Annotated in this window: 16 protein-coding genes, 2 tRNA genes and 3 rRNA genes; 11 read left to right on the top strand and 10 right to left on the bottom strand. The window is 30.7% G+C overall.

Annotation, left to right across the window (positions count from 1 at the left end; translation table 11 throughout):
* On the top strand, positions 1-381 hold a 381-nt coding region (locus tag BN1173_RS02175), incomplete at its 5' end, for a DUF1893 domain-containing protein (protein WP_082020242.1).
* 6 nt (positions 382-387) lie between these two features.
* Here the strand turns inward: BN1173_RS02175 and BN1173_RS02170 are convergent.
* A complete protein-coding gene (locus BN1173_RS02170; protein ID WP_040236334.1) occupies positions 388-705 on the bottom strand; it encodes a hypothetical protein in 318 nt (105 codons plus the stop codon).
* 255 nt (positions 706-960) lie between these two features.
* Here BN1173_RS02170 and rsmI point away from each other — a divergent pair, with 255 nt between their 5' ends.
* The 3 genes from rsmI (at position 961) to BN1173_RS02155 (ending at position 3,828) form a co-directional block, all read left to right on the top strand.
* The gene (gene rsmI, locus BN1173_RS02165) at positions 961-1,635 is read left to right on the top strand and encodes a 16S rRNA (cytidine(1402)-2'-O)-methyltransferase (protein ID WP_014696287.1); all 675 of its coding nucleotides are present in this window, start codon (positions 961-963) and stop codon (positions 1,633-1,635) included.
* Positions 1,636-2,132: 497 nt separating this feature from the next.
* Positions 2,133-3,669 (top strand): 16S ribosomal RNA (locus BN1173_RS02160).
* Positions 3,670-3,754: 85 nt separating this feature from the next.
* Positions 3,755-3,828: transfer RNA gene (locus BN1173_RS02155), tRNA-Ala, on the top strand.
* Between the two features lie 320 nt (positions 3,829-4,148).
* Here BN1173_RS02155 and BN1173_RS02150 read toward each other — a convergent pair.
* Positions 4,149-4,222, bottom strand: a tRNA-Ile gene (locus tag BN1173_RS02150).
* 166 nt (positions 4,223-4,388) lie between these two features.
* Here BN1173_RS02150 and BN1173_RS02145 point away from each other — a divergent pair.
* Positions 4,389-4,943, top strand: coding sequence for a DNA-3-methyladenine glycosylase (locus tag BN1173_RS02145; protein ID WP_025400724.1), 555 nt, complete (start codon positions 4,389-4,391; stop codon positions 4,941-4,943).
* 5 nt (positions 4,944-4,948) lie between these two features.
* Here the strand turns inward: BN1173_RS02145 and purB are convergent, their stop codons facing one another.
* The 3 genes from purB to hpt are packed head-to-tail and all read right to left on the bottom strand — an operon-like array spanning position 4,949 to position 8,145.
* A complete protein-coding gene (gene purB, locus BN1173_RS02140) occupies positions 4,949-6,343 on the bottom strand; it encodes an adenylosuccinate lyase (RefSeq protein WP_025400723.1) in 1,395 nt (464 codons plus the stop codon).
* A complete protein-coding gene (locus BN1173_RS02135) occupies positions 6,328-7,611 on the bottom strand; it encodes an adenylosuccinate synthase (protein ID WP_040236332.1) in 1,284 nt (427 codons plus the stop codon). Before BN1173_RS02135 ends, purB begins: the two co-directional genes overlap by 16 nt.
* A gap of 9 nt (positions 7,612-7,620) precedes the next feature.
* Positions 7,621-8,145, bottom strand: a complete 525-nt coding sequence (gene hpt / locus BN1173_RS02130; RefSeq protein ID WP_014696283.1) for a hypoxanthine phosphoribosyltransferase — start codon at positions 8,143-8,145, stop codon at positions 7,621-7,623.
* A gap of 136 nt (positions 8,146-8,281) precedes the next feature.
* On the opposite strand from hpt, the gene BN1173_RS02125 reads away from it, so the two are divergent.
* The 5 genes from BN1173_RS02125 (at position 8,282) to BN1173_RS02105 (ending at position 17,770) form a co-directional block, all read left to right on the top strand.
* The gene (locus BN1173_RS02125) at positions 8,282-9,124 is read left to right on the top strand and encodes a Cof-type HAD-IIB family hydrolase (RefSeq protein WP_040236341.1); all 843 of its coding nucleotides are present in this window, start codon (positions 8,282-8,284) and stop codon (positions 9,122-9,124) included.
* Positions 9,125-9,267: 143 nt separating this feature from the next.
* Positions 9,268-12,204 (top strand): 23S ribosomal RNA (locus BN1173_RS02120).
* Between the two features lie 22 nt (positions 12,205-12,226).
* A 5S ribosomal RNA gene (gene rrf, locus BN1173_RS02115) occupies positions 12,227-12,337 on the top strand.
* A 58-nt stretch (positions 12,338-12,395) separates the two neighbouring features.
* Entirely contained in the window at positions 12,396-16,841 is a 4,446-nt protein-coding gene (locus BN1173_RS02110) for a response regulator (protein ID WP_040236339.1), read from the top strand.
* Positions 16,841-17,770, top strand: a complete 930-nt coding sequence (locus BN1173_RS02105; protein WP_014696280.1) for a diguanylate cyclase — start codon at positions 16,841-16,843, stop codon at positions 17,768-17,770. Before BN1173_RS02110 ends, BN1173_RS02105 begins: the two co-directional genes overlap by 1 nt.
* A gap of 15 nt (positions 17,771-17,785) precedes the next feature.
* On the opposite strand, the gene BN1173_RS02100 is transcribed toward BN1173_RS02105, so the two are convergent.
* The 5 genes from BN1173_RS02100 to BN1173_RS02080 form a co-directional block, all read right to left on the bottom strand.
* The gene (locus tag BN1173_RS02100; RefSeq protein ID WP_040236330.1) at positions 17,786-18,883 is read right to left on the bottom strand and encodes a hypothetical protein; all 1,098 of its coding nucleotides are present in this window, start codon (positions 18,881-18,883) and stop codon (positions 17,786-17,788) included.
* Positions 18,884-18,984: 101 nt separating this feature from the next.
* Positions 18,985-19,626 (bottom strand): adenylate kinase, encoded by a 642-nt coding sequence (locus BN1173_RS02095; protein WP_012538172.1) that lies wholly within the window; start codon positions 19,624-19,626, stop codon positions 18,985-18,987.
* Between the two features lie 39 nt (positions 19,627-19,665).
* Positions 19,666-20,874 (bottom strand): TraB/GumN family protein, encoded by a 1,209-nt coding sequence (locus tag BN1173_RS02090; protein ID WP_040236328.1) that lies wholly within the window; start codon positions 20,872-20,874, stop codon positions 19,666-19,668.
* A gap of 23 nt (positions 20,875-20,897) precedes the next feature.
* Positions 20,898-22,058 carry a chemotaxis protein CheB gene (locus BN1173_RS02085; RefSeq protein WP_040236326.1) on the bottom strand — a complete coding sequence of 387 codons (1,161 nt, stop codon included), beginning with the start codon at positions 22,056-22,058 and terminating at the stop codon, positions 20,898-20,900.
* 35 nt (positions 22,059-22,093) lie between these two features.
* Positions 22,094-22,957: a CheR family methyltransferase gene (locus BN1173_RS02080; protein ID WP_014696275.1), complete on the bottom strand. Its 864-nt coding sequence runs from the start codon at positions 22,955-22,957 to the stop codon at positions 22,094-22,096.
* Between the two features lie 219 nt (positions 22,958-23,176).
* Between BN1173_RS02080 and BN1173_RS02075 the strand changes: the two genes are divergently transcribed.
* On the top strand, positions 23,177-24,064 hold an 888-nt coding region (locus tag BN1173_RS02075), incomplete at its 3' end, for a peptidylprolyl isomerase (protein WP_246040029.1).

The raw sequence follows: 24,064 nt of genomic DNA, 5'->3' as shown, positions 1-24,064 counted from the left end.
GGTTTAAATCCTACATTGAGGTTATTTAAAGAGCATAGAATACTTTACTCTAATATGGAGAGAGGTTTAAAGCCCCTTTTAGAGGTTGATAATTTTATTAATAAGTATATTCAAAATAAAGAAGGTTTAGAGATTTATGATAAAATTGTAGGCAAGGCGGCCGCTGTTATTATTTATAATATTGGGCTTCAAAATGTTCAAGCAGGTGTTATTTCACAACCAGCTAAAGACTTTTTAGAAAGTAGAGGAATAAGGGTAAGCTTTAAAAAGCTGGTAGAAAGGATAAATGATAAGACTGAAAACTTAATTGAGAGTTTGGAAAATCCAGAAGAAGTTTATAAATATCTTATTAAAAGAGGAATTATTGTGAGTAATTTTTGAATTTATTTATTCCTTTGTTTTGGAATATATAGAAATTATTAATCCTATGTTATATATTAATATTAATAAACTTCCCCAGCTTAAGTAAAAGTTGTCTTTTTCATAATTAAAAAGCCATACTCCCGAATAGGTTCCTAAAAACCCGCCAACTGCAGAAGTAAGCATAATTAAATTTGGACTTATTGTGTGCTTGACAATTTGACTTTTTTCATCTTGAATTGTTTGTTTTTCAGAAAATTTACTGTCAATGAAAACCATAGCAAGTCCAGCAAGTGTGATGCATAAAAAATAGATTACAAATATCTTTTTAATAAGTTTTAACATAAAACTTTACCGCCTTTTAGTTTTCAGTTGTGAAATTTAAGTAATAATATAAATATAACATAAAAATGAATATTTTCTTATATGAGTATATAAAAACTAAATATTTTTATTGCAGTGTCAAGTGTTTTATGGATGATTTAAGTTGTATGCAATTTTTTTGCATTAAATCCCATTGAGTATTAAATATTATTATTAGACAATATTAAGGTGATTTGTTTTTTTGTAGATTGATATTTAAACTCTTAAGGAGAGCATGTGTTATATATTGTGGGAACGCCTATAGGTAATTTAGGTGATATTACATATCGTGCAATTGATATTTTAAAGTTGGTTGATGTTATATTTGCTGAGGATACAAGAATTGCTAGGAGACTTTTATCTCATTATGGTATTGTTAAAAAGTTAATTTCTTGTAATGCTATAACAGAATATAAGCGAATTGATTTATTATTAAGTTATTTGTCTAGTGGAAGCAATGTGGCTTTTGTTAGTGATGCAGGAACCCCTTGTCTTAGTGATCCTGGTAGTTTGCTTGTTGATGCAGCATTTAAAAATGGATATAAAATTTGTCCTATTCCGGGTATTAGTTCTTTTAATACAGTAATTAGTGTTAATCCTTTTAGAGATAAAGTCATAGTATTTGAAGGATTTTTGTCAAATAAAGGAATTAAAAGGTTAAAGCGTATTGAAGAACTTTATCATAGAGGAGATGCATTTATTTTGCTTGAATCTAGTCATAGAATTTTAAAATTATTGTCTGAAATTTCTTTAGTAGATTTAAATGCCAATGTTCTTGTTGGTCGTGAAATGACTAAGTTATATGAAGAATATAAAGTTGGAAAACCTTTGGAATTGAAAAAATATTTTGAAGAGCATAATAAAGATAAAGGAGAATTTACGATTTTAGTTAGTAGAAAGTCTAAAAATTAATATTATTGTAGTTTTTTATAAATAGGAGCATTATATGATTTTATTTATAAATTGTTTTTATGACAAAGATTAAAGTAAGTATAAAAAAATTGTAAATGTGTTGAATTGTTAGTATCAATCATTCAAGATTATTAGGTAATTGATTTGGATGTTTTAGTTGCGTTATTTTTTACTAAAATAGATGTTATTTGAAACTAAGGTTTAATTTTAATTATGAAATTTTTCTTTCTTGAAAATTTAAACATTTTTTAATATTGAATGTATTTGATATAGTTAATCTATTAAGCAAATATAGGAAAATTATTTATTATGATGATATTTCCTTTGAAATAATGATATAAAAAATAAAGATTAAGTATTGACAAAGAATAAAGTATGTTATAAAGTAGTAGGAGTTGATATTATAAATTGGAAGAAAAGAGAAGGGAAGAGTTAAGTAAGGTTTAATAAGCCAAATAAAATACATAACCTGTTAATTTTTTAAATTAGAAATAAAAATAACGAAGAGTTTGATCCTGGCTTAGAACTAACGCTGGCAGTGCGTCTTAAGCATGCAAGTCAGACGGGATGTAGCAATACATTCAGTGGCGAACGGGTGAGTAACGCGTGGATAATCTACCTATGAGATGGGGATAACTATTAGAAATAGTAGCTAATACCGAATAAGGTCAGTTGAGATGTCAATTGATGAAAGGAAGCCTTTAAAGCTTCGCTTGTAGATGAGTCTGCGTCTTATTAGCTAGTTGGTAGGGTAAGAGCCTACCAAGGCTATGATAAGTAACCGGCCTGAGAGGGTGAACGGTCACACTGGAACTGAGATACGGTCCAGACTCCTACGGGAGGCAGCAGCTAAGAATCTTCCGCAATGGGCGAAAGCCTGACGGAGCGACACTGCGTGAACGAAGAAGGTCGAAAGATTGTAAAGTTCTTTTATAAATGAGGAATAAGCTTTGTAGGAAATGACAAGGTGATGACGTTAATTTATGAATAAGCCCCGGCTAATTACGTGCCAGCAGCCGCGGTAATACGTAAGGGGCGAGCGTTGTTCGGGATTATTGGGCGTAAAGGGTGAGTAGGCGGATATGCAAGTCTGTGCGTAAAATACCACAGCTCAACTGTGGAGCTATGCTAGAAACTGCATGACTAGAGTCTGATAGGGGAAGTTAGAATTCCTGGTGTAAGGGTGGAATCTGTTGATATCAGGAAGAATACCAGAGGCGAAGGCGAACTTCTAGGTCAAGACTGACGCTGAGTCACGAAAGCGTAGGGAGCAAACAGGATTAGATACCCTGGTAGTCTACGCTGTAAACGATGCACACTTGGTGTTAATCGAGAGGTTAGTACCGAAGCTAACGTGTTAAGTGTGCCGCCTGGGGAGTATGCTCGCAAGAGTGAAACTCAAAGGAATTGACGGGGGCCCGCACAAGCGGTGGAGCATGTGGTTTAATTCGATGATACGCGAGGAACCTTACCAGGGCTTGACATATACAGGATGTAGTTAGAGATAACTATTCCCCGTTTGGGGTCTGTATACAGGTGCTGCATGGTTGTCGTCAGCTCGTGCTGTGAGGTGTTGGGTTAAGTCCCGCAACGAGCGCAACCCTTATTGTCTGTTACCAGCATGTAAAGATGGGGACTCAGACGAGACTGCCGGTGATAAGCCGGAGGAAGGTGAGGATGACGTCAAATCATCATGGCCCTTATGTCCTGGGCTACACACGTGCTACAATGGCCTGTACAAAGCGATGCGAAACAGTGATGTGAAGCAAAACGCATAAAGCAGGTCTCAGTCCAGATTGAAGTCTGAAACTCGACTTCATGAAGTTGGAATCGCTAGTAATCGTATATCAGAATGATACGGTGAATACGTTCTCGGGCCTTGTACACACCGCCCGTCACACCACCCGAGTTGAGGATACCCGAAGCTATTATTCTAACCCGCAAGGGAGGAAGGTATCTAAGGTATGTTTAGTGAGGGGGGTGAAGTCGTAACAAGGTAGCCGTACTGGAAAGTGTGGCTGGATCACCTCCTTTCTAAGAGAAAGGTATTATTTAAAGGTAAATTATGAAATGTAAATTATGTTTTAACTCTTCCTTTGTCTTTTCTAAGACTATTTTTGGGGGTTTAGCTCAGTTGGCTAGAGCATCGGCTTTGCAAGCCGAGGGTCGAGGGTTCGAGTCCCTCAACCTCCATTTATTTTAGGTCGAATAAATGGAGGTTGTAATTAGAAGTAAGGCTATATTAGTTGTATCTAAATTTAAAATTGTTAAAAACCATTCTAATTTTATTATCTAGACAATGTGTTTTTTATTATGTCTTTAATTAAGTACGGTTGTTTACGTATGGAAAGTCATGATAAGTGATCTTAATTTGATTTTGTTTTTTCATTTTTTGTTTGCATTCGTTATAATAAATTTTGACTTTAAAGATATGGGCTTAGGATTTGTAAATCACTAAGTTTAAGACATTTCTTTAAATATTTGGATGTTTTTTTAAACGAATCTTATTAAATTGGGACCAGGAGGAGTTGAACCTCCGACCTCAGGTTTATCAGACCTGCGCTCTCACCACCTGAGCTATGATCCCCTAAAATATTCTTACCCTTTAAGATTCTATTGAACTTTATTAGGTTTGTCAATATACGGTTTATTTTTCTATTATGATTTATGCTATTTTTTGGATTGTTGTTTAATATATGTTTTCATTACGATAAATTTTGAATTTGGTTTTTGTTTTGTTTAGAATTGTATTAATGAATAGAGAGTTTTTTATGCAAGATGCTGTTATTGTGGCTCGATCTTTGCTTGGACATTTATTAGTTAGAAAAATAAATGAGATAGAGATTATTTCAAGAATTGTTGAAACAGAAGCCTATATGGGTATTATTGATAAGGCTTGTCATGCTTATGGTGGTAAAATAACAAATCGTACTAGTGCTATGTATAATGTTGGGGGATATGCTTATATTTATATGATCTATGGTATGCATTATATGTTAAATGTTGTGGCATCTGAGAAAGATGATCCTCATGCTGTTTTAATAAGAGGAATTGAGCCTATTTCTCCAAAAATTGATGGGATATTTACTAATGGACCTGGTAAACTGACTAAATTTTTAAATATAGATTTAAACTTTAACAAAATAGATTTACTTAATGATAGTAAGTTATTTTTAAGGAAGAGTTTATCTTTAAATTTTGAAATTGTATGTGCAAAGAGAATAAATGTTCATTATGCAGGTGAAGAGTATGCAAATAAACTTTGGAGATTTTATATAAAGGGTAATAAATTTGTTTCTAAATATTAACTTGGTTATTGATTTTTGATAATGGGATCAATTATTTCTTTTATAAAATCTTCAACTTGAGATGGTGCAAATCCTATATTTTGATTTGGATTTAATATTTCATTTATATCTTTGGATGTTAACTTAAAACTTTTGTCATTGAGAATTAATTGAATTAAATTGTTTTCATTTTTTCCTAAGTATAAATTTTCCTTTACTTGCATTGCATAAGTTCTTATCTTTTCATGTAAGATTTGTCTATCACCGCCATTTTTGGTTGCTTTCATTAGTATATCTTCTGTTAATATAAATGGCATTTCTGTTTGAACATGTTTTTCAATTATTCGTTCATTTACCTTAATATTGCTAAATATTTTATTGAGTAGTATCAAAATAGCATCAGTAGCTAAAAATGCTTGAGGAATATTTAGTCTTTTGCAAGCCGAATCATCTAGGGTTCTCTCAAGCCATTGAGTTGTTGCTATAAGTCCACCACTTGATTGTAGACTTATTATGAATTTAGCAAGTGAAGCTACTCTTTCACTGTAAATGGGATTTCTTTTATAAGGCATTGCTGATGAGCCTATTTGATGTTTTTCAAAATTTTCTTCAATTTCTCTAAGATGTTGCATAAATCTGATGTCATTTGTAATTTTGTGGGCACTTTGAGCTAGGTTGCTTAAAAAGTTCAGGATTGATGAATCAAATTTTCGATCATAGGTTTGACCGGTTATTTTGTAAACCTTTTCAAATCCCATTTTTTTTGCGAGATTAATATCTAGATCTTTTACTTTGTCGAAATTAGAGAGAAATAATTCTTTAAAGCTGCTTTGATTACCAACTGTTCCCTTTACTCCTCTAAAACACATATTTGAAAGTATGAATTTAAGTTCTTTAAAATCAAAAATTAGACTTTGAAGCCATAAACTACTTCTTTTTCCAAGAGTTGTTAGTTGTGCTTCTTGTAAATGTGTATATGCAAGTGTTGCTAGATCTTTATATTTTATTGAAAATTGTTTTAATATTATAATAATTTCTGTTAATTTTTTTTCAATTAATAATAAAGCTTCTTTGATTTGGATTAAGTCTGTATTATCCATCAGATATGCACTTGTGACACCAAGATGTAAAATTTTTTTAGCATCTTCTCCAACTAAATCAGCATAAGCATAAAGATGTGCCATAACTTCATGTTGGAATTTTTTCTCGTATTTTTCTACAAGTTTAAAGTCAATGTTTTCAATTTGTTTAGATAGTTCATTAAGTTGATCATTATTGATGTTTATGCCTAATTCTTGTTGTACCAAAGCCAAGTTATACCATAATTTTCTCCATGTGGTGTACTTAAATTTAGGTGAGAAAATATAGAGCATTTCTTTGCTTGCATATCTTGATTTTAATGGGTTTAAATATTGCTCCATTCTTGATTCCTAAAAATTGTTTTTTCTCTTTCTGACCCAACAGATAAAATTGAAATTTGAATACCTACTTCTTTTTCTATAAATTCAATATATTCTCTAGCTTCAATAGGTAAATCATCATAATTTTTAATATTGCTAATATCTTCTTTAAATCCTTTAAAAACTTTATATATAGGTCTAACTTTTTCAATTGTTTCGCAAGAAGTAGGTATATAGTCGTATATTTTATCTTGAAATTCATAGGCTGTGCAAATTTTAAGGGATTCTATATTATTTAATATGTCTAATTTTGTTAGTGCTAGATGATTTAGTTCATTAAGAGCTATTGCTTTTTTTATTGTCAAGAGATCAAGCCAGCCAATTCTTCTTGGTCTTTTTGTTGTTGAACCGTATTCTTGTCCTTTTTCTCGAATTATATCTCCAATAGAGTTTGATATTTCTGTTACAAAAGGTCCGGATCCTACTCTTGATGAGAATGCTTTTATTATGCCAATTTTTTGTTTAATTTTTGATATGGGAATACCACATCCTGCTGCTGCTGTAATTAATGTGTTGCTTGAAGTTACAAATGGAAATGTTCCATGTTCAATATCAAGCATTGTGCCTTGTGCTCCTTCTATTAGAATGTGTTTTTCTGAATTTATGGCATGATGTAATATTTTTTCTGTATTAGTAATTAAAGATTTGAGTATTTCTATATATTTTTTATATGTATTTAAAATATCGTCATAGTCTAAGGGTTTATCGTTATATATTTTTTCTATAATTTGATTTTTTTCTTCTAAATTTGTCTTTAATTTGTTTGCAAAAATCTCTGTGCTTAGTAAATCAATAGTTCTGATTCCTATTCTGTTTATTTTGTCAGCGTAGCATGGGCCAATGCCCTTTTTTGTAGTGCCAATTTTATGGATACCTTTTTTTTGTTCACTAAGTTCATCAAATTTAATGTGATAGGGCATTATTATATGTGCTTTATCACTTATGAATATTTCTGTTTTGATATTATTATTTTTGAGTACTTCAAGTTCTTGAATTAAAATGAGTGGATCAATTACTACACTAGGTCCTAGTATGCATTTTGCTCCTTGCAAAACACCTGATGGTAATAGATTGAAAATGAATTTTTTGTCATTTACAACTATTGTGTGACCGGCATTATTTCCTCCGTTAAATCTTACAACATAATCTATTTTTGATGAGAGAAAATCTATAATTTTTCCCTTCCCCTCATCACCCCATTGAGTTCCAACAACTGCATAAATTGCCATTCCTATCTCCTATTGATTTATTTTTGCTACACTTCTAAGAGTTCTATGCTTTTCATTAAAATCAATACCATATCCTACGATGAAATCATTTTGAATTTCAAAACCTGTATAGTCTATTTTTATTTCTGTGAGTCTTCTAGATGGTTTGTTGAAAAGCGTACAAATTTTGATTTCTTTGGGTTTTTTAGCTTGTAAGTGTGCAATTATTTTTTTATATGTAAGTCCAGTGTCTACGATATCATCAAATATTATTACATAACAGTTTTCTATGTTAATTTCAATGTCTTTTTTTATCAACACGTTTAATGAAGATAGGGTTTTGTTGCCATAACTTGAGGCTTGCAAAAAATCTATTTTTACGTTAAGTCCAATTTCTCTTGTAATATCTGCAAAGAACATGAAAGAACCCTTAAGAAGCGATATAAAAACCACATTATTTTTGTCTTTATAATAATTTCTAATTTTTTGAGCTAGTTCTTTGATTTTACTTTTTATTTTTTTCTCTGTAAACAGAGTTGAAATCTTATCACTCATTAATCTTTACATTTAACTCTCTATTTTTAACCTTTGTAAACATAATAATTATATTTTTTTTATTGATTTAATTCAAGGCAAAACTATGCCTCGTAAATTTGATGTGATATCATTTATTTTAAAAGAGGATATTGAAATGAATGCCAATTATGAAAAGTATAAGATGTTGGTTTTTGATCTTGACGGGACTTTGCTTAATAGTAAGCATGAAATTACCCCATTAACTCTTAAGGTTTTATTAAGGTTGAGAGATGATTTTCATATAATTATTGCTACTGGTAGAAGATTATATGAAATTAGGGATATTTTGCTTCAACTTCAAGACTTAAGAATTAATGAGGGTTATATTGTAACAGCTAATGGATCTGAGGTATTCTTAAATAATGATCTTTTATTAAGATGTAGTATTGATTATAGTATAGTAAGAGAAATTTTTAAGGTAGACAGAGAAGGTATTGATATTAATCTTTATGATCTTCATGATTGGTATTCTGATAGAGAGATTAGAAGTCCAATTATGAATCATTTTATTCGAAATTTAGGAATAAAACCAATTATTACTGATTTATCTGATCTTAAAATAAATTCTTGTTCTAAGATAGTTTATTATTCTCATGATTTACTGAGGCTTGAAGAATTTGCAAATACTCTTAGAGAGAAAAATTTTAAAGGCATAAGTATGTTTTATTCTGCTAATGATCTTTTTGAAATTACAAATTCTGATGCTAGCAAATATAATGCTATTAAAAATATTTCTTTGTGTGAGTGCATTGGCGTTGATTCTATTTTGGCATTTGGTGATAATGGCAATGATTATGAAATGTTAAAAAATGTTGGTAAGGGTATTTTAATGAAAAATGCACATGATCGTGTTAAGAGTAGTTTGCCAAATAATGAGCTTACAAGATTTTGTAATGATAATGATGGAGTTGCAAAATTTTTAATAGAATTTTTTGATCTTGATATTGATATTAATTAATTTTTTTTTATTCTTTTTTTAATCTTAAACAAATGATTTGTTACATTGTGTAATAATGGTATTTACTTATGATGCAATTAACAGTATATATTATTTTATGTTGTATAAACGATTGGCAAGTTAGAGATGGAAGATAAAAATATGGTCAAAGTAATAAAGAGTCTATGGTGGATGCCTAGGAGCTTTAAGGCGAAGAAGGTCGTGGTAAGCTGCGAAAAGCTTGGGGGAGAAGCAAACATTCTATGATCCCAAGATTACCGAATGGAGTAATCCAATTAGTTAGATGCTAATTATCTACTGCTTATGTGGTAGAGGCTATACCAGGGGAAGTGAACCATCTAAGTACCCTGAGGAAAAGAAATCAAAGAGATTCCCTAAGTAGTGGCGAGCGAAAGGGGAGTAGCCTAAACTTTAAATGTGTCAAGCTGCAGAGCGTTGCATTTAGAGGGTTGTAGGACGCTTGGAGCTTAGTCTGCAATAAGCTGAGAAGTTACAAAATATTTATATAGAAGAATAGCTTGGAAAAGTTAGCCAGAGAAGGTGACAGCCCTGTAATTTAAATATAAATATCTTCTTAAAGATGTTCCTAAGTAGGACGGGACACGAGAAACCTTGTCTGAAGCTGGGGAGACCACTCTCCAAGGCTAAATACTATAAAGCTACCGATAGTGAAGAGTACCGTGAGGGAAAGGTGAAAAGAACCCCGGGAGGGGAGTGAAATAGAACTGAAACCGTAGACTTACAAGCAGTCAAAGCCATGATATATTCATGGTGATGGCGTGCCTTTTGCATAATGAACCTGCGAGTTATCATGTCTAGCAAGGTTAAGGCATAGTAGTGCTGGAGCCTCAGCGAAAGCGAGTCTTAAACGGGCGATTTAGTTAGATGTGGTAGACCCGAAGCCGAGTGATCTATTTATGGCCAGGCTGAAGCTTGGGTGAAACCAAGTGGAGGGCCGAACCCTAGTCTGTTTAAAAAGGCAGGGATGAGCTGTGAATAGGAGTGAAAGGCTAAACAAACTCGGAGATAGCTGGTTCTCCTCGAAATGGATTTAAGTTCAGCCTTATTTTAGTGCAATAGAGGTAGAGCACTAATTGAGCTAGGGCCTGTCAAAGGGTACCAAACTCAGTTAAACTCCGAATGCTATTGTATGATGAATAGGAGTGAGACTATGGGCGATAAGGTCCATGGTCGAGAGGGAAACAACCCAGACCAACAGCTAAGGTCTCAAAAATGTATTAAGTGGAAAAGGATGTTTAGGTACGTAAACAGCCAGGAGGTTGGCTTAGAAGCAGCCATACCTTTAAAGAGTGCGTAATAGCTCACTGGTCGAGTACTTGAGCGCCGACAATGTAACGGGGCTAAATACATTACCGAAGCTTTGGATTCTAATTTAATTAGAATGGTAGAGGAGCGTTCTGTAAGCTTGTGAAGTTAAACTGAGAAGTTTGATGGAGGTATCAGAAGTGAGAATGCAGGTATGAGTAACGAAAAAATGGGTGAGATCCCCATTCGCCGAAAACCTAAGGTTTCCTGGGTGAAGGTCGTCTTCCCAGGGTTAGTCGGCCCCTAAGGCAAAGCTGAAGAGTGAAGTCGATGGGAAACGGGTTAATATTCCCGTACCTCTTATAGTTTCGATTGGAGTGACGCATGAGGTTAACTACTGCTAGGCGATGGTAGTCCTAGTTTAAGCATTAAGGTGTTGATTTTAGTAGGCAAATCCGCTAAAAGAGCTGAGATGTGATGATGAGTGTTGTTTTGGCAACATGAAATGTAGGTAGTCAAGGTGCCAAGAAATAACTTCTAAGGTTAGGCTATAAGGGACCGTACCGCAAACCGACACAGGTAGGTGGGATGAAAATTCTAAGGCGCGCGAGAGAATCCACGTTAAGGAACTCTGCAAAATACATACGTAACTTCGGGATAAGTATGACCTAAGAGATTAGGTAGCATAAAAATGGTCCAAACGACTGTTTACCAAAAACACAGGTCTCTGCAAATCTGTAAAGAGAAGTATAGGGACTGACACCTGCCCGGTGCTGGAAGGTTAAGAGGAGATGTTAGTGTCAAAGCAAAGCATTAAATTTAAGCCCCAGTAAACGGCGGCCGTAACTATAACGGTCCTAAGGTAGCGAAATTCCTTGTCGGGTAAGTTCCGACCCGCACGAATGGTGTAACGATTTGGACGCTGTCTCAACGTGGAGCTCGGTGAAATTGAAGTATCGGTGAAGATGCCGATTACTTGTGGTTAGACGGAAAGACCCCGTGAACCTTTACTATAGCCTGGTATTGAGGTTTGGTTAAATATGTGTAGGATAGGTGGGAGACTTTGAAGCTATCTCGTTAGGGATAGTGGAGTCGCACTTGAAATACCACCCTTGTTTAATTAAGTTTCTAACTCATAGTGATATGAGGAGAGTGCCAGGTGGGTAGTTTGACTGGGGCGGTCGCCTCCCAAAGAGTAACGGAGGTGCGCAAAGGTTACCTTAGAGTGGTTGGAAATCACTCTGTAAGTGTAAAGGCATAAGGTAGCTTAACTGTGAGACTGACAAGTCGAGCAGATACGAAAGTAGGTCTTAGTGATCTGGCGGTGGCGAGTGGAAGCGCCGTCACTTAACGAATAAAAGGTACTCCGGGGATAACAGGCTTATCCTTCCCAAGAGTTCATATCGACGGAAGGGTTTGGCACCTCGATGTCGGCTCATCGCATCCTAGGGCTGGAGCAGGTCCTAAGGGTATGGCTGTTCGCCATTTAAAGCGGTACGCGAGCTGGGTTCAGAACGTCGTGAGACAGTTTGGTCCCTATCTGCCACAAGCGTTGGATATTTGAGAGGCTCTATCTCTAGTACGAGAGGACCGAGATGGACGAACCTCTGGTTTACCAGTTATCCTGCCAAGGGTAAGTGCTGGGTAGCTACGTTCGGAAGGGATAACCGCTGAAAGCATCTAAGTGGGAAGCCTTCCTCAAGATTAGATATCCTATTAGAGGGTCCTGGAAGAATACCAGGTTGATAGGTTAGAAGTGTAAGTATAGTAATATATTAAGCTGACTAATACTAATTACCCGAATCTTTGACCATATTTTTGTCTTCCTGTAAATACCCTGGTGATTAAAGAAAAGAGGAAACACCTGTTATCATTCCGAACACAGAAGTTAAGCTCTTATTCGCTGATGGTACTGCGAGTTCGCGGGAGAGTAAGTTATTGCCAGGGTTTTTTTCGTTTTATTGTACTGTTAGTGTTTATTTTTAAACATGTAAGTAGCATAATTATGCGCAATTTGAAAATTTTTTTATTTGTACTTTTTTTTTCTTATATTAGTTTGTCGGCCAAACAAACTCTAAAATTTAAGCTTGTAGATCAATATTATCCTTTATATTACAAAAATAAAGAAGGTAAGATGACTGGTATGATTTTTTATCTTCTTAACAAATGGGCACAGGATCATCATTATGAAATTAGTGTAGAGGCCATTGATTATCTTGATCAAAGCAAAATAGAAGATGATGTGGTTTATTTGGGATTAACATATAATTCTGATTTAAGTGAACATCTGTATTTTAAAAATGAAATTGGAAAATGTGTAACGGCATTGGTTTATAATTCAAAGGAAAATCAAAAAATTACAAATCCATTTCTTTCAAAAGAATTTCGTGTAGGAGTTGTAAAAAATAGCATATATAAAGATATTTTGAAGTTGCATGGTCATATTGATAATGTTTTTTCATTCTCAGATACACAACAGTTATTTTCAGCATTAAGAGATAACAAAATTGATCTAATATATGGAAGTTACAAATCATTGTATTTTTTATGGCATATTTATTTTGATCCATCTTTTTTAAAGGTATTTAATTCTGACTATTTTTATAGTTTTGGCATACGGGTTGCTATTAGTAAAAAGGCTGTTAATGAATTGAAGAGTTTAGATATTGATCTATTAAGTTATATGAAAGCTCTCTCTAAAAGTGAATATGCTTCTTTTAAAGAGTTAGATTATTTATTTAATCTTGATGTTGGAATATATAATGATTATCCTCCTCTAAGTTTTATTAATTCTAAGGGTCAATTATCAGGAATTTTAGTTGATTTATGGAATGATCTCTCTAGAGAATATACTTTTTCTTTAAAATTTGTAGGATTTCCAAAGGAAAGTATTAAACTGGGTCTGGATGATAAAGATATATCTGTTTGGGGTGGTATTATTGAAGATAATAATATTTTGACTTCAAAAATCTATAAAGTAACAGATCCAATATGTATGCTTGATTTTAATTTTTACTTAACGAATTCTAGAAATAGTGATAAAATCTTAAATTCACAAATTGTTGATTTTCACTTAAGTGGTATAAGGTTAGATAAAAATACAGACATAGTTAATAATTTTGCAGATATAATAAATAATTCATATGGTTTTATAGAAAATTCAATTACTACAAATTATCTATTGAGGTTGCATGGGTATAATAATATATTAAAATTTAAAGATTTAAGTTTTAACGTGCAAAAACCTTTAATATTAGCTAGTAATATTCGCAAATTGCAGTTGTTTTCGTATATGCTAGATGCATTAACATCAAATATCTTATTTGATACTTTATTAGAGATAGATAAAAATTGGTTTACTCAAAATGAGATTGAAGATTATCAAAGTAGTTGTTATAGCCATGTAAATAGCAGTAATTTTAATATTGAAGAAAAAATTTGGTTGGAGCACAATAAAAAATTAAATCTTGCTGTTAAGAATTGGTATCCTGTTGATTATGTAAATTCTGGTCGTTATAAGGGAATAAATGAATGGTTAATTAAAAAGATAAAAAGATTAACAAATGTGGATTTTAATATTATTAATGTACGTGAGCGGGAACTCAAAGATTTAATTAAGAATGGTCAAATAGATATTTTGTCTTCTAATTTGGATAGTGCAAATTTAGATTATTTTTTTAATATTAAATCAGTTTCAGGAATTCCTTTATATATTTTTTCACAAAAAACTAATTTATTTATTCCCAAATCATCTGATCGTATAGCAGTGCTTAACTTTTTATATTCTAATAAATTGGAAACCCAAATAGGAGCACAATTAGTACAAGTAGAGAGTTTTAAAGAGGCTTTGGATTTGATATACAAGGGAAAAGTTGATGGAATTCTTAGTGATGAGTATACTGCTACTATTAATTTTGCAGATTTAAATGTTAGAGATCTTGAAAAAATTGTTAATGTGTCGGATTTATCATTTAATTTGAATATTGCTGTTTATAATCAAGATTATATTTTAAGAAGAATTATACAAAAAATTTTATTCCGAACAAATGTTAATAATAAATTATATTTTGATGATTGGGTATTTAATGTTCATGAAAGTTCTAAAGACATGAAATTAAAAAAATCTGGCATATTAGTCTTAACGATTGTTTTTTTTGTTTTAACTATTTTAATGTTTTTCTTATTCAGATTATTGAAAGAAATAGGATTTAGAAAAAAAATGTATTCTTCTGTAATTAGTGAAAAAAAAGTTATTGAAGATGCTATTGTTGCTAAGACTATTTTTTTAGCAAGTATGAGTCATGACATTCGTACTCCCATTAATGGCATAATAGCAGCTACCGAACTTCTAGATAATACAGATCTTTTAGGTGTTCAAAAAGAATATGTTCAAATGATCAATTATTCATCTACTTCATTACTTTCTTTGATTGATGAAATATTGTATATCTCTAAAATCGATATGAATGGTATATATATTGAAAATAATGAAATAAATCTAGAATATGAGATTGAAGAAGTTGTAAAAAGTTTTCAGTCTCAAAGCGCAAAACATAATCTTGATTTAATTTTTTATTCAAAATCAGATTTAAATAATTATTTGATAGGAGATAGGTCTAGACTTAAGAAAGTACTTATTAATTTGATAAGCAATGCTTTTAAGTTTACTAAGGAAGGAATCATAATTATAAACTATGAAATTATATGTACTAGAGAAGGTGATAATGGTGATAGAATTTTTACCATTGAATTTAAAGTAATTGATACTGGTAAAGGAATTAAAAAAAGAAATATACCCGTAATATTTGAATTATTCAAACAGGGAGATGACTTTGATGCAAAAGAATATGAAGGAACGGGACTTGGACTTGCAATATCTAGAAAGCTTGTCAGTTTAATGGGTGGTCCTGGTATTACTGTTGAGAGTGAGGTGGGCAAAGGGACAACTTTTTCATTTATGTTGCCTTTTGTTTTAGGTAATGAAATTAAGGATAAAGAGAAAAGTAAATTTAAATTGATTAGGAATAAAAAGGTTTTAACTTTATTTTCAAGTAAGAAAGCCGTTGTCTTGTTAAATGAAATAAGTGAAATCCTTGATTATAAGGATAACGTACGTAATTTTTATTCTTATGAGGATGCTTATGAAGAGTGTTCTAAATATCCTTATTATGATTTTATTTTTATAAATGTTGATAATGCGGATTTACAAAAGTGTTTAAAATTTGCTGAACGGCTTGAAAAATTAAATTTAGATGCAAAAATAGTATTTGTGTTCTATTATTTAAAGAATGAAGAGATCATTGATTTTAAATACGAATATATTCAAAAACCTTTTAAAAGGTGGGATTTTTATTCTGATTGGATTATAAATGGTTCACTTGGAGATGCTCCATTAATTGATGATTCTGGGACTTTTAAGATTAAGGATAATATTTGTGTATTGATAGCCGAAGATAATGAGATTAATCAAAAAATTTTAAAAAATATTTTGATTGTTATAGGCGTTAGAGAAGATTCTATAGATATTGTGGATGATGGTTTTAAGGCCATTGATTATTTAAAAACCAATAGATATGATATTGCTTTTGTTGACATAAGAATGCCAAAATGTGATGGATTTACAGTATCTGAAGAAATACGAAGATATGAAAAACAAAATAATTTAAATTCATGTGTGTTAATAGCTGTTACTGCACATGCTTTAAGGGAATATAAAGATAGGTGTTTGGAGAGTGGAATGAATGATTATCTTGCAAAACCTATACATATTAAGTCGATTAAATGCATATTAAAAAAATATTTATATATTGATGAGGTTAAGAATAATAATATTATAGAATATAAAAATTTAGATAAATTGGATGATTTGGATATTAATCGTGCTTTGCAAGATTTGGATATTTCGTATGACATGTACATTGATTTATGTAGAGGTTTTGTTGTCATGAGTGATAATATTATACGTGATTTGGATGAGGCATTTAATTTAAATAATGTGGTATTAGTAAAAGAGTTGGCACATTCAATAGCAGGTGCTCTTGGTAATATGCGTAGTAATTTATTTGATGATTTTAAACAAATTGAAAATGGTACAGATTCAATAGAGGAATTAAGAGTACTATATTCTAAAGCACGTCAAAATTTGATTATGCTTGTTAAAAATATAAGAGATCGAATATTAAATGTTGTTGATATTGATGATTATGAAAAATTAGAATTTCAAAGTAACGATGACTTTTTAATTATTATGCAAAAACTTTTAAATGAGATAGAAAATAGAAATCCAAAAGAATATAGAAAAATTCTTGAAACCCTTAAAAAATATCATTGGGATGATGATAATATTGTGTTATTTGATTCTCTTGTTGAATGTTTAAGGGTATATAATTTTAAGGAAAGTATTGACATTATCAAACGTATGATGAGTCATAATAGGATAGAGAAATCGTGATGAAAGGTATAATTCTAGATAATTTTGATGAAATTGCTATTGAACCTCAAAAATTATTACTTGTAGATGATACCCCTACAAATTTAGATTTGTTACTAGATATTTTGCAAAATAATTATGATATTAGAGTTGCGCTAAATGGATTTGATGCTTTGAAACAGGTGGAAATTGATAAACCAGATTTGATACTTCTTGATGTGTTACTTCCAGATGTTAGTGGTTATGAAGTTTGTAGAAGACTTAAAAATGATCCTGAGACTAGAGATATTTCTGTGATATTTATAAGTTCAAGAAATTCTACTGATGCACAACTTGAAGGATTTAATGTTGGTGGTGTAGATTATATTTTAAAACCTTTTAATGGAAGGATTATTAATGCCAGAATTAAGACTCATCTTGAACTTAAAAGGCTTAGGGATTATTTTAAAAATCTTTCAAGAATTGATGGCTTAACTCAAATTCCTAATAGAAGGTTTTTTACAGATAAATTTGCTAAATCTTGGATGCAAGCATTAGAACATCAAGATAATGTTATTGTGGGAATGTTAGATATTGATTATTTTAAGAAATATAATGACAATTATGGACATACCAATGGTGATGAATGTCTTAAATTAATAGCCAAAAGTTTAAATAGGATTGCTATTAAATATAAGATAGATGTTGCACGTTATGGTGGTGAGGAGTTTATTTTATTTTCTGTCAATAAAAGTTTAGAAGAAATGATTAAGATTGTTAGTTTTTTAATTGAGGATATTAGAAATTTAGGAATAGTTCATGAGTATAGTGATATTTCTCATTTTGTTACAGTTTCAATTGGACTTGCAGAACAAGTTCCGCAAGATTCCAATTTTACTAATATTATTAAACTTGCTGATGATAAGTTATATGAAGCTAAAATTTCGGGACGTAATCAATTTAAATATTAATCATTAAAACAGAAGTTAAATTTTATAAGTTAAAGACAATCCAATAGAGTCATAATAAACATACGAATTGTTTGTGCTTACCTTTTTTGTGATATCAGCTAATCCTACTGTATCTTCTGTATAGGAAGGTGCTGTTGAAAATTTAAATAGTACGTCTAATGTTAAATTTTCTATAACTTGAATTTTGGCAATTAAGGAAAAATTGTGATAAAAGAAGTCACTTCCCCATCCTTTATCTTGCATTGTTCTCACATATCTTGCATTTCCAATATATGTTTGACCTTCATATAAGAATCCAACTAAATTAAGGGGCATTGGCATTTGGTATGCTAAGAGTGCATAAGGATTTATTATGGTTCCATTTATATTTTTACCTTCATCAGCTTTATATTTCCAGAGTTGATTATTATTAGCGTGAGGGTTATATCTTAATTTTATATTATTTCCAACTACTGTTATAACATGTGTCCATTCTCCATCAAGGATTGAATTTAGATCAAATTGTAGCCTACCTCCTGTAATGAATTCATAGTAAAATTCAGGTTTACTTGAATATTTTCCATTACCAAGATGTACTCCAATGCCTTTAAATCCAAATGCTTCCCAACCTATTCCAAATTCAGATTCTGTGTATATATTTAAAAATGAAATAGGAGTAATTCCTATTTTTATATGGGATAGTGCTAGGATAGGTGATAGTCCAATATTGATATCAAGGTCTATTCCATTATTCTTGAAGAAAATTGAGTCGGGATTATTTTTTAATGGGATAAATTTATGGCCTCCAAAATGTGATATTAATTTTGCGCTTCCCCACGAGCTAGGTTCAATCTGTTTGCTTGGGTCTGTCGATTTAAATTTTGGGGTTATAAAACCTGGAGAAAATTTACTATTTGAAGTTCCAAGTGCATGTGGTGGATAATAAGCCGTTTGGAAATCAATATAAAAATATCGCGTTTGATTTTCTTTTGTTTCTGAATTTTGTTTTGTTTCTGAATTTTCTTTTGTTGTTGAATTTTCTTTTGTTGTTAAAAAATTTTCTTTTGTTTTTTCCTCTGAATAGGTAGAAACAGTTTGTAAAAATATTAATATTATTAACAATTTTTTTAACATATAATACCGTTTGCTTATATAAGATTTTTTTCCTTTTTAATTTTTTTTCTTTATAGTTTATTTCTTTAAATAAAGTAAATTGTTTTGATTATAATTTTAGACTAATTTTTTTCAATTTTTGATATTATCTCCATTAAGTTTTTTTGTACTTCATTAATATTTTTTGATGCGTCTATATTATTAAGTCTATTACTGTTTGAGTAAAAATTTATTAATGGTTTTGTTTGCAAATTATATTCCTGAAGTCTAATTTTTAAAGACTCTTTTGTATCATCTTTGCGTTGGTAGAGAATACCTTGGCAAAAATCACAAATTTCTTTTTCTTTTGTAGGAAGTGTATATATATTAAATATTTTGCAACAAGATTGGCATATTCTTCTTCCAGAAAGCCTTTTAACCAAAAGTTTTTCGTCAATTAAGAAATTTATTATTTTAATGTTTTCTAATAACCTATCTAATTCTATGGCTTGATTGATATTTCTGGGAAATCCATCGAGAATAAAATTATCCCTATTGTCAATAGTATTGATTTTGTCTTCAACGACTTTAATTGTAATTGAGTCGGGTACTAATTGTCCATTTTCAACTATTTGTTTGATTTCTTTTCCAAGGGGTGTATCATTTTCTATGTTTGTTCTAAACAAATCGCCTGTTGAAATGTGATAGTAATTTAGTTCATTTGATAGAATTTTTGCAATTGTACCTTTTCCAGAACCTGGAGGGCCTAAAAAGACAAGTTTCATAATGTAACTCCTGTATAGTTTTATTTTTATTTTTGATATTTAACCGAAGATATTTAACAAGAATTTAAATCCAACAATTGTTCCAATTGCAGATCCAATGTTAACAAAAAACACTATTAATAAGATTTTTGTAACTTTATTCTTAAAATATCCTTTTATGTTATGTAAATCTTCTTGTAAGCTTTCAAAATCTTTTATTTTTGGTTTATTTATATATGCTTCAACGAGTCCTGCTACCATACCTGTCCCAATAAATGGCATTAAAGAAAATATTGGAGCACCAATTGATGCTGTTAGTATAGTAATAATGTTGGCTCTTAATAAAATAGCTGCAATGCCTGCAAATACAGAATTACATATTATCCAGATTTTTAAATTTTTATAGGCAAATTCAAAGTCTTTAAAGTAGAATGAACTTGCTATTAGTATAATAATCGAGATAGCTATTAAGTAGGATATCAATTTGCTTATTGAGAAATTGTTTTTAGGTATGGTGTTTAGTTCTTCAATGTTAATAATTTTTTTAGTATCTTGAATTTCTTTTAAGTTTTCTATTATTCCCTTTACATGGCCAGCTCCCACAACAGCAAGAATTGTGCCAGATCCTTCAAGTATTTTACTTGCTATAAATTCATCTCGTTCATCAATTAAGACTTTTTTTACAGTGGGAATTTCTTTTGCAAGTTCTTCCATTATATTTGATAGAGCATCTTGTTCTTTAAGTTTTTCAATTTCATCTTCTGTGACTTTGATATCTGAGAATGAAAACAGGCTTGATATTATTTTTGTTTTTTCAAAAATTGGAACACAATTCCAAGCTCTCTTTAGAGTTGTCTCAACTTTTCTGTCTGCAAGTATTAAAGGTATGTTATGTTCTTTGGCTTTTAAAATGGCTGTTTTCATTTCTTCACCAGGACTAATTCCTTGTTCTTTTGCTAATTTTTTTTGAAAATTACTTAAAATAATTTGTACTATTAATAAAAAGGCTTTTCCTTGTTTTATTACTTTATATATGTCCAAATTGCGCCATTTTTCATTTTCGTCTGTTTGTAGAATGGCATGGTAGCGTGCCTCATCAAGTTCAACCGCTATAAAATTTGGTTTTAATATATCAATCAAATTAGCAGTGTCTTGTGAGCTTTTTTTTGATACATGAGCTGTTCCTAATACATATATTTTATGATGATCTATGTCAAGAGTACTTACATGTGAAAAGTAGTCTTTTGTGTTTTCTTTTGCGGTTTCCAAAAGTTATCCTTGTCTTTAAAAATTTAACCATCAAGAAGGATGGTTTCTAATAATTTTACCACATGACCTATTGAAACTATATAGTCTATATTATTTTCTTCTATTGCAATTTTTGGCATTCCAAATACCACTGAGCTTTTTTCATCTTGTGCAATAGTTACGCCCCCAGCTTTTTTAATATCTCCAATTTCTCTGGAACCGTCATTTCCCATTCCAGTCATTATGAGAGCTATGACTTTTTCTTTTACGTTTTCTGATATTGACTTGAATAGTACTCCTATAGAAGGTTTGTGTCCGTTGACATTTTCCGCATCAAAAACCTCTATTTGATAATTATCGTTTATTTTGTTTATTTTTGTGTGATATCCTCCAGAACTTATATATATGCATCCTTTTTGAAGTATTTCATTGTTTTTTGTTTCTTTTACAGTTAAGTTACAAATCTTATTAAGATTGTTTGCAAATTCTGTAGTAAATCCTTTTGGCATATGTTGAACAATTACTATTGGAATAGGAAAGTTTTTGGAAATTTCTGATAAAATTATTTTTAATGCTGCAGGGCCTCCTGTGGATATTCCAATAACTACCATTTCAAATTTTCTATTTTTAAGTTTTTTTAAATCTTGGTCATTTATTATTTGTTTTTGATTAAGACTTGTTATTATGTATTTAGTGTTTGTTTTTTTAAAATTATGTTCTCTTATGTTTATTATATTTAGGTTATTTTTTTTATTTTTTTCATTTTGTGACGGTGTGTATGTTTCTGGTTTAGAATTAATATTGGTTATGATTTTGTTTTTTATACTCTTATTTCCATAAATTGTAAGTAAATCAATAATTTTATCTTTTATTTTGTCTAATTTACTATCAATTTTTATTATGAAATCATCAGCACCTTGTAGTAGAGCATTTATTGCAAGGTCTTTATTGGATGATAGTATAATGACGGGAATTTTATTATTGATATTTTGCTTTTTTTGTATGAGGGAAATTTCTTTGATAGTTTCTTTTTCTAGGCCTAGTAATATTACATCTGGGTCTTGTTTTAATTTTTTTAATGCAAAGTCTGCATTGGCTGCAGTTGCAATAACTTTAAGTTTTGATGAGGAATTTATTATATCCGATATAGCCTTTCTATTAACAGACGAAGAATCAATAATGAGCACGTAAATTGTTATTCTCATTTTTTATTTGCTCCTATAGGTCTGCTTGCATGAAATTATAGTTTGTATTTGTTTTGGAATGAAAATTTTTTTTCATTAGGGACACTCTCATCATCCTTTTCATATATTATAGCCCAAGGTGTCTTTAAAAATTTGAAAGGAAGATTTAGCCCAAAGAGTGATTCTGAGTGTCCGATAAATAAGTAACTCTTCATAGCCATAGAAGAATAAAATTTTTTCAAGACTTTAATTTGTGATTTTTCGTCAAAATATATGAGTACATTTCTACAAAATATGACGTCTATATTGGAAAATCCACTTTCAAAATTTAAATTATGATAATCAAATCGTATGTGTTTTTTGATGTCATTTACTACCTTATAACCATCCATGTGAGGCTTAATGTATTTTTTATACTCTGCTGGAATATGTTCACATTGTTGGCTAGAGTAATGTCCGTCTTTTGCTATCATTAACGATTTTAAACTTAAATCAGAGGCTATAATAATAAATTCAAAATTTTCTGGAATGTGGTATTTAAGAACAAATGCTAATGAATATGGTTCTTCTCCCGTTGAACATCCTGCAGACCATATAACAATTCTATTTTTATTTTCTTTTGTTTTAATATTTATTAATTGTGGTATTATGAATTTTTCAAAAGTTTTAAAATGGGCTTCATTTCTGAAAAATCTTGTTAAATTTGTAGTAACTAGATCTAAGAAATACTCTTTTTTAAATTTGTCTGAAATTATTAATTCGTATAGTTGTTGTGGTGTATTGATATTTTTAAGTTCATGTATTGCATCATTAATTCTACTTTTTAATACAATTTTATTTTTTTCATCAAAACGTATACCACTATTATCATATATAAAATTACAAAATTTTACCAAAAGTTCATCATTAATGTTTAACATCTATAAAGTCCAATTTTATGAATTTTCTTAATACATAGTATTACTTAACCATTGTAAATTTCTAGTGGGTTTATATAATTTTTTCAAAATAATAGTACAATTAGTATTAGTAGAGTTACTTTAAATATTAGTTTAAGGGATAAATTTGTGAATAAGTATTTATTATTTTTTATCTTGATTTTAATGCTAGTCGCTTGTGCTAGCAAAAGGAAAAATTTAATGGAAGAACATGGAATATTTGCTTTAATTGATACAAATAAAGGTGCTATAAAAATTAAACTTTATTATAAAATTGCTCCTTTGACCGTGATGAATTTTATTGGTCTTAGTGAAGGTCTTATTGAAAATTCTGTTACAAATCAACCTTATTTTGATAATCTTATTTTTCATAGGGTTGTTGATGGGTTTGTTATTCAAACAGGTGATCCTACTGGTACTGGTACTGGAGGTCCTGGTTATGTATTTCCTGATGAATTTACTAAAGGTGTAAGGCATGATGAGGCAGGCGTTGTTTCTATGGCTAATGCAGGTCCTGATACTAATGGAAGTCAGTTTTTTATTACTCTTGCAGATAATCTTACATATCTTGATTTTAAGCATTCAATTTTTGGTAAGGTGGTTGAGGGAATGGAAACAGTGAGGAGCATAAGTCTTGGAGATAAAATAGAGAGAGTAAAGATAATTCGTGTTGGAGAGCATGCAAATTCTTTTAAAGTTAATAATGAAGAATTTTTAAAATTAAAGAGTAGTTATGAAACAAAAAAATTAAAAGAGTATGAAAAACATATGGCTTGGCAATTTGAAATAATTGATCGAGATTGCAAAGATTTTGAAAAAGATGAGAGTGGTATTTTATATAAGGTAATAAAACAGGGAAATGGTAAATGTGCTAAGAATGGTGATATTGTAAGAGTAGATTATGAGGGTTTTTTGTTAAATGGATTTAAATTTGATAGCTCTCTTGAGAGGGGTAATATAATGGAGTTTGAACTTGGTCTTGGGAGAGTGATTAAAGGTTGGGAGATAATGTTGTCACATATGTGTGAAGGGGAAGAGAGAGTTATAATAATTCCACCAAATCTTGCTTATGGAGATAGAGATTTTACC

The organism is Borrelia crocidurae (assembly GCF_000825665.2).
GTDB classification, from domain to species: Bacteria; Spirochaetota; Spirochaetia; order Borreliales; family Borreliaceae; genus Borrelia; species Borrelia duttonii.
The sequence above is the reverse complement of the archived record's forward strand: the minus strand, read 5'-3'. Positions and strand labels throughout refer to the sequence as shown.

Excerpts from the sequence above, each read along its gene's own strand:
- BN1173_RS02135 (WP_040236332.1), bottom strand. The coding sequence starts at position 7,611 with ATGGCAATTTATGCAGTTGTTGGAACTCAATGGGGTGATGAGGGGAAG.
- BN1173_RS02125 (WP_040236341.1), top strand. The coding sequence starts at position 8,282 with ATGAATGCCAATTATGAAAAGTATAAGATGTTGGTTTTTGATCTTGAC.
- BN1173_RS02100 (WP_040236330.1), bottom strand. The coding sequence starts at position 18,883 with ATGTTAAAAAAATTGTTAATAATATTAATATTTTTACAAACTGTTTCT.
- BN1173_RS02080 (WP_014696275.1), bottom strand. The coding sequence starts at position 22,957 with ATGTTAAACATTAATGATGAACTTTTGGTAAAATTTTGTAATTTTATA.
- BN1173_RS02110 (WP_040236339.1), top strand. The coding sequence starts at position 12,396 with ATGCGCAATTTGAAAATTTTTTTATTTGTACTTTTTTTTTCTTATATT.
- BN1173_RS02170 (WP_040236334.1), bottom strand. The coding sequence starts at position 705 with ATGTTAAAACTTATTAAAAAGATATTTGTAATCTATTTTTTATGCATC.
- hpt (WP_014696283.1), bottom strand. The coding sequence starts at position 8,145 with ATGAGTGATAAGATTTCAACTCTGTTTACAGAGAAAAAAATAAAAAGT.
- purB (WP_025400723.1), bottom strand. The coding sequence starts at position 6,343 with ATGGAGCAATATTTAAACCCATTAAAATCAAGATATGCAAGCAAAGAA.
- BN1173_RS02145 (WP_025400724.1), top strand. The coding sequence starts at position 4,389 with ATGAATAGAGAGTTTTTTATGCAAGATGCTGTTATTGTGGCTCGATCT.
- BN1173_RS02095 (WP_012538172.1), bottom strand. The coding sequence starts at position 19,626 with ATGAAACTTGTCTTTTTAGGCCCTCCAGGTTCTGGAAAAGGTACAATT.
- BN1173_RS02085 (WP_040236326.1), bottom strand. The coding sequence starts at position 22,058 with ATGAGAATAACAATTTACGTGCTCATTATTGATTCTTCGTCTGTTAAT.
- BN1173_RS02105 (WP_014696280.1), top strand. The coding sequence starts at position 16,841 with ATGAAAGGTATAATTCTAGATAATTTTGATGAAATTGCTATTGAACCT.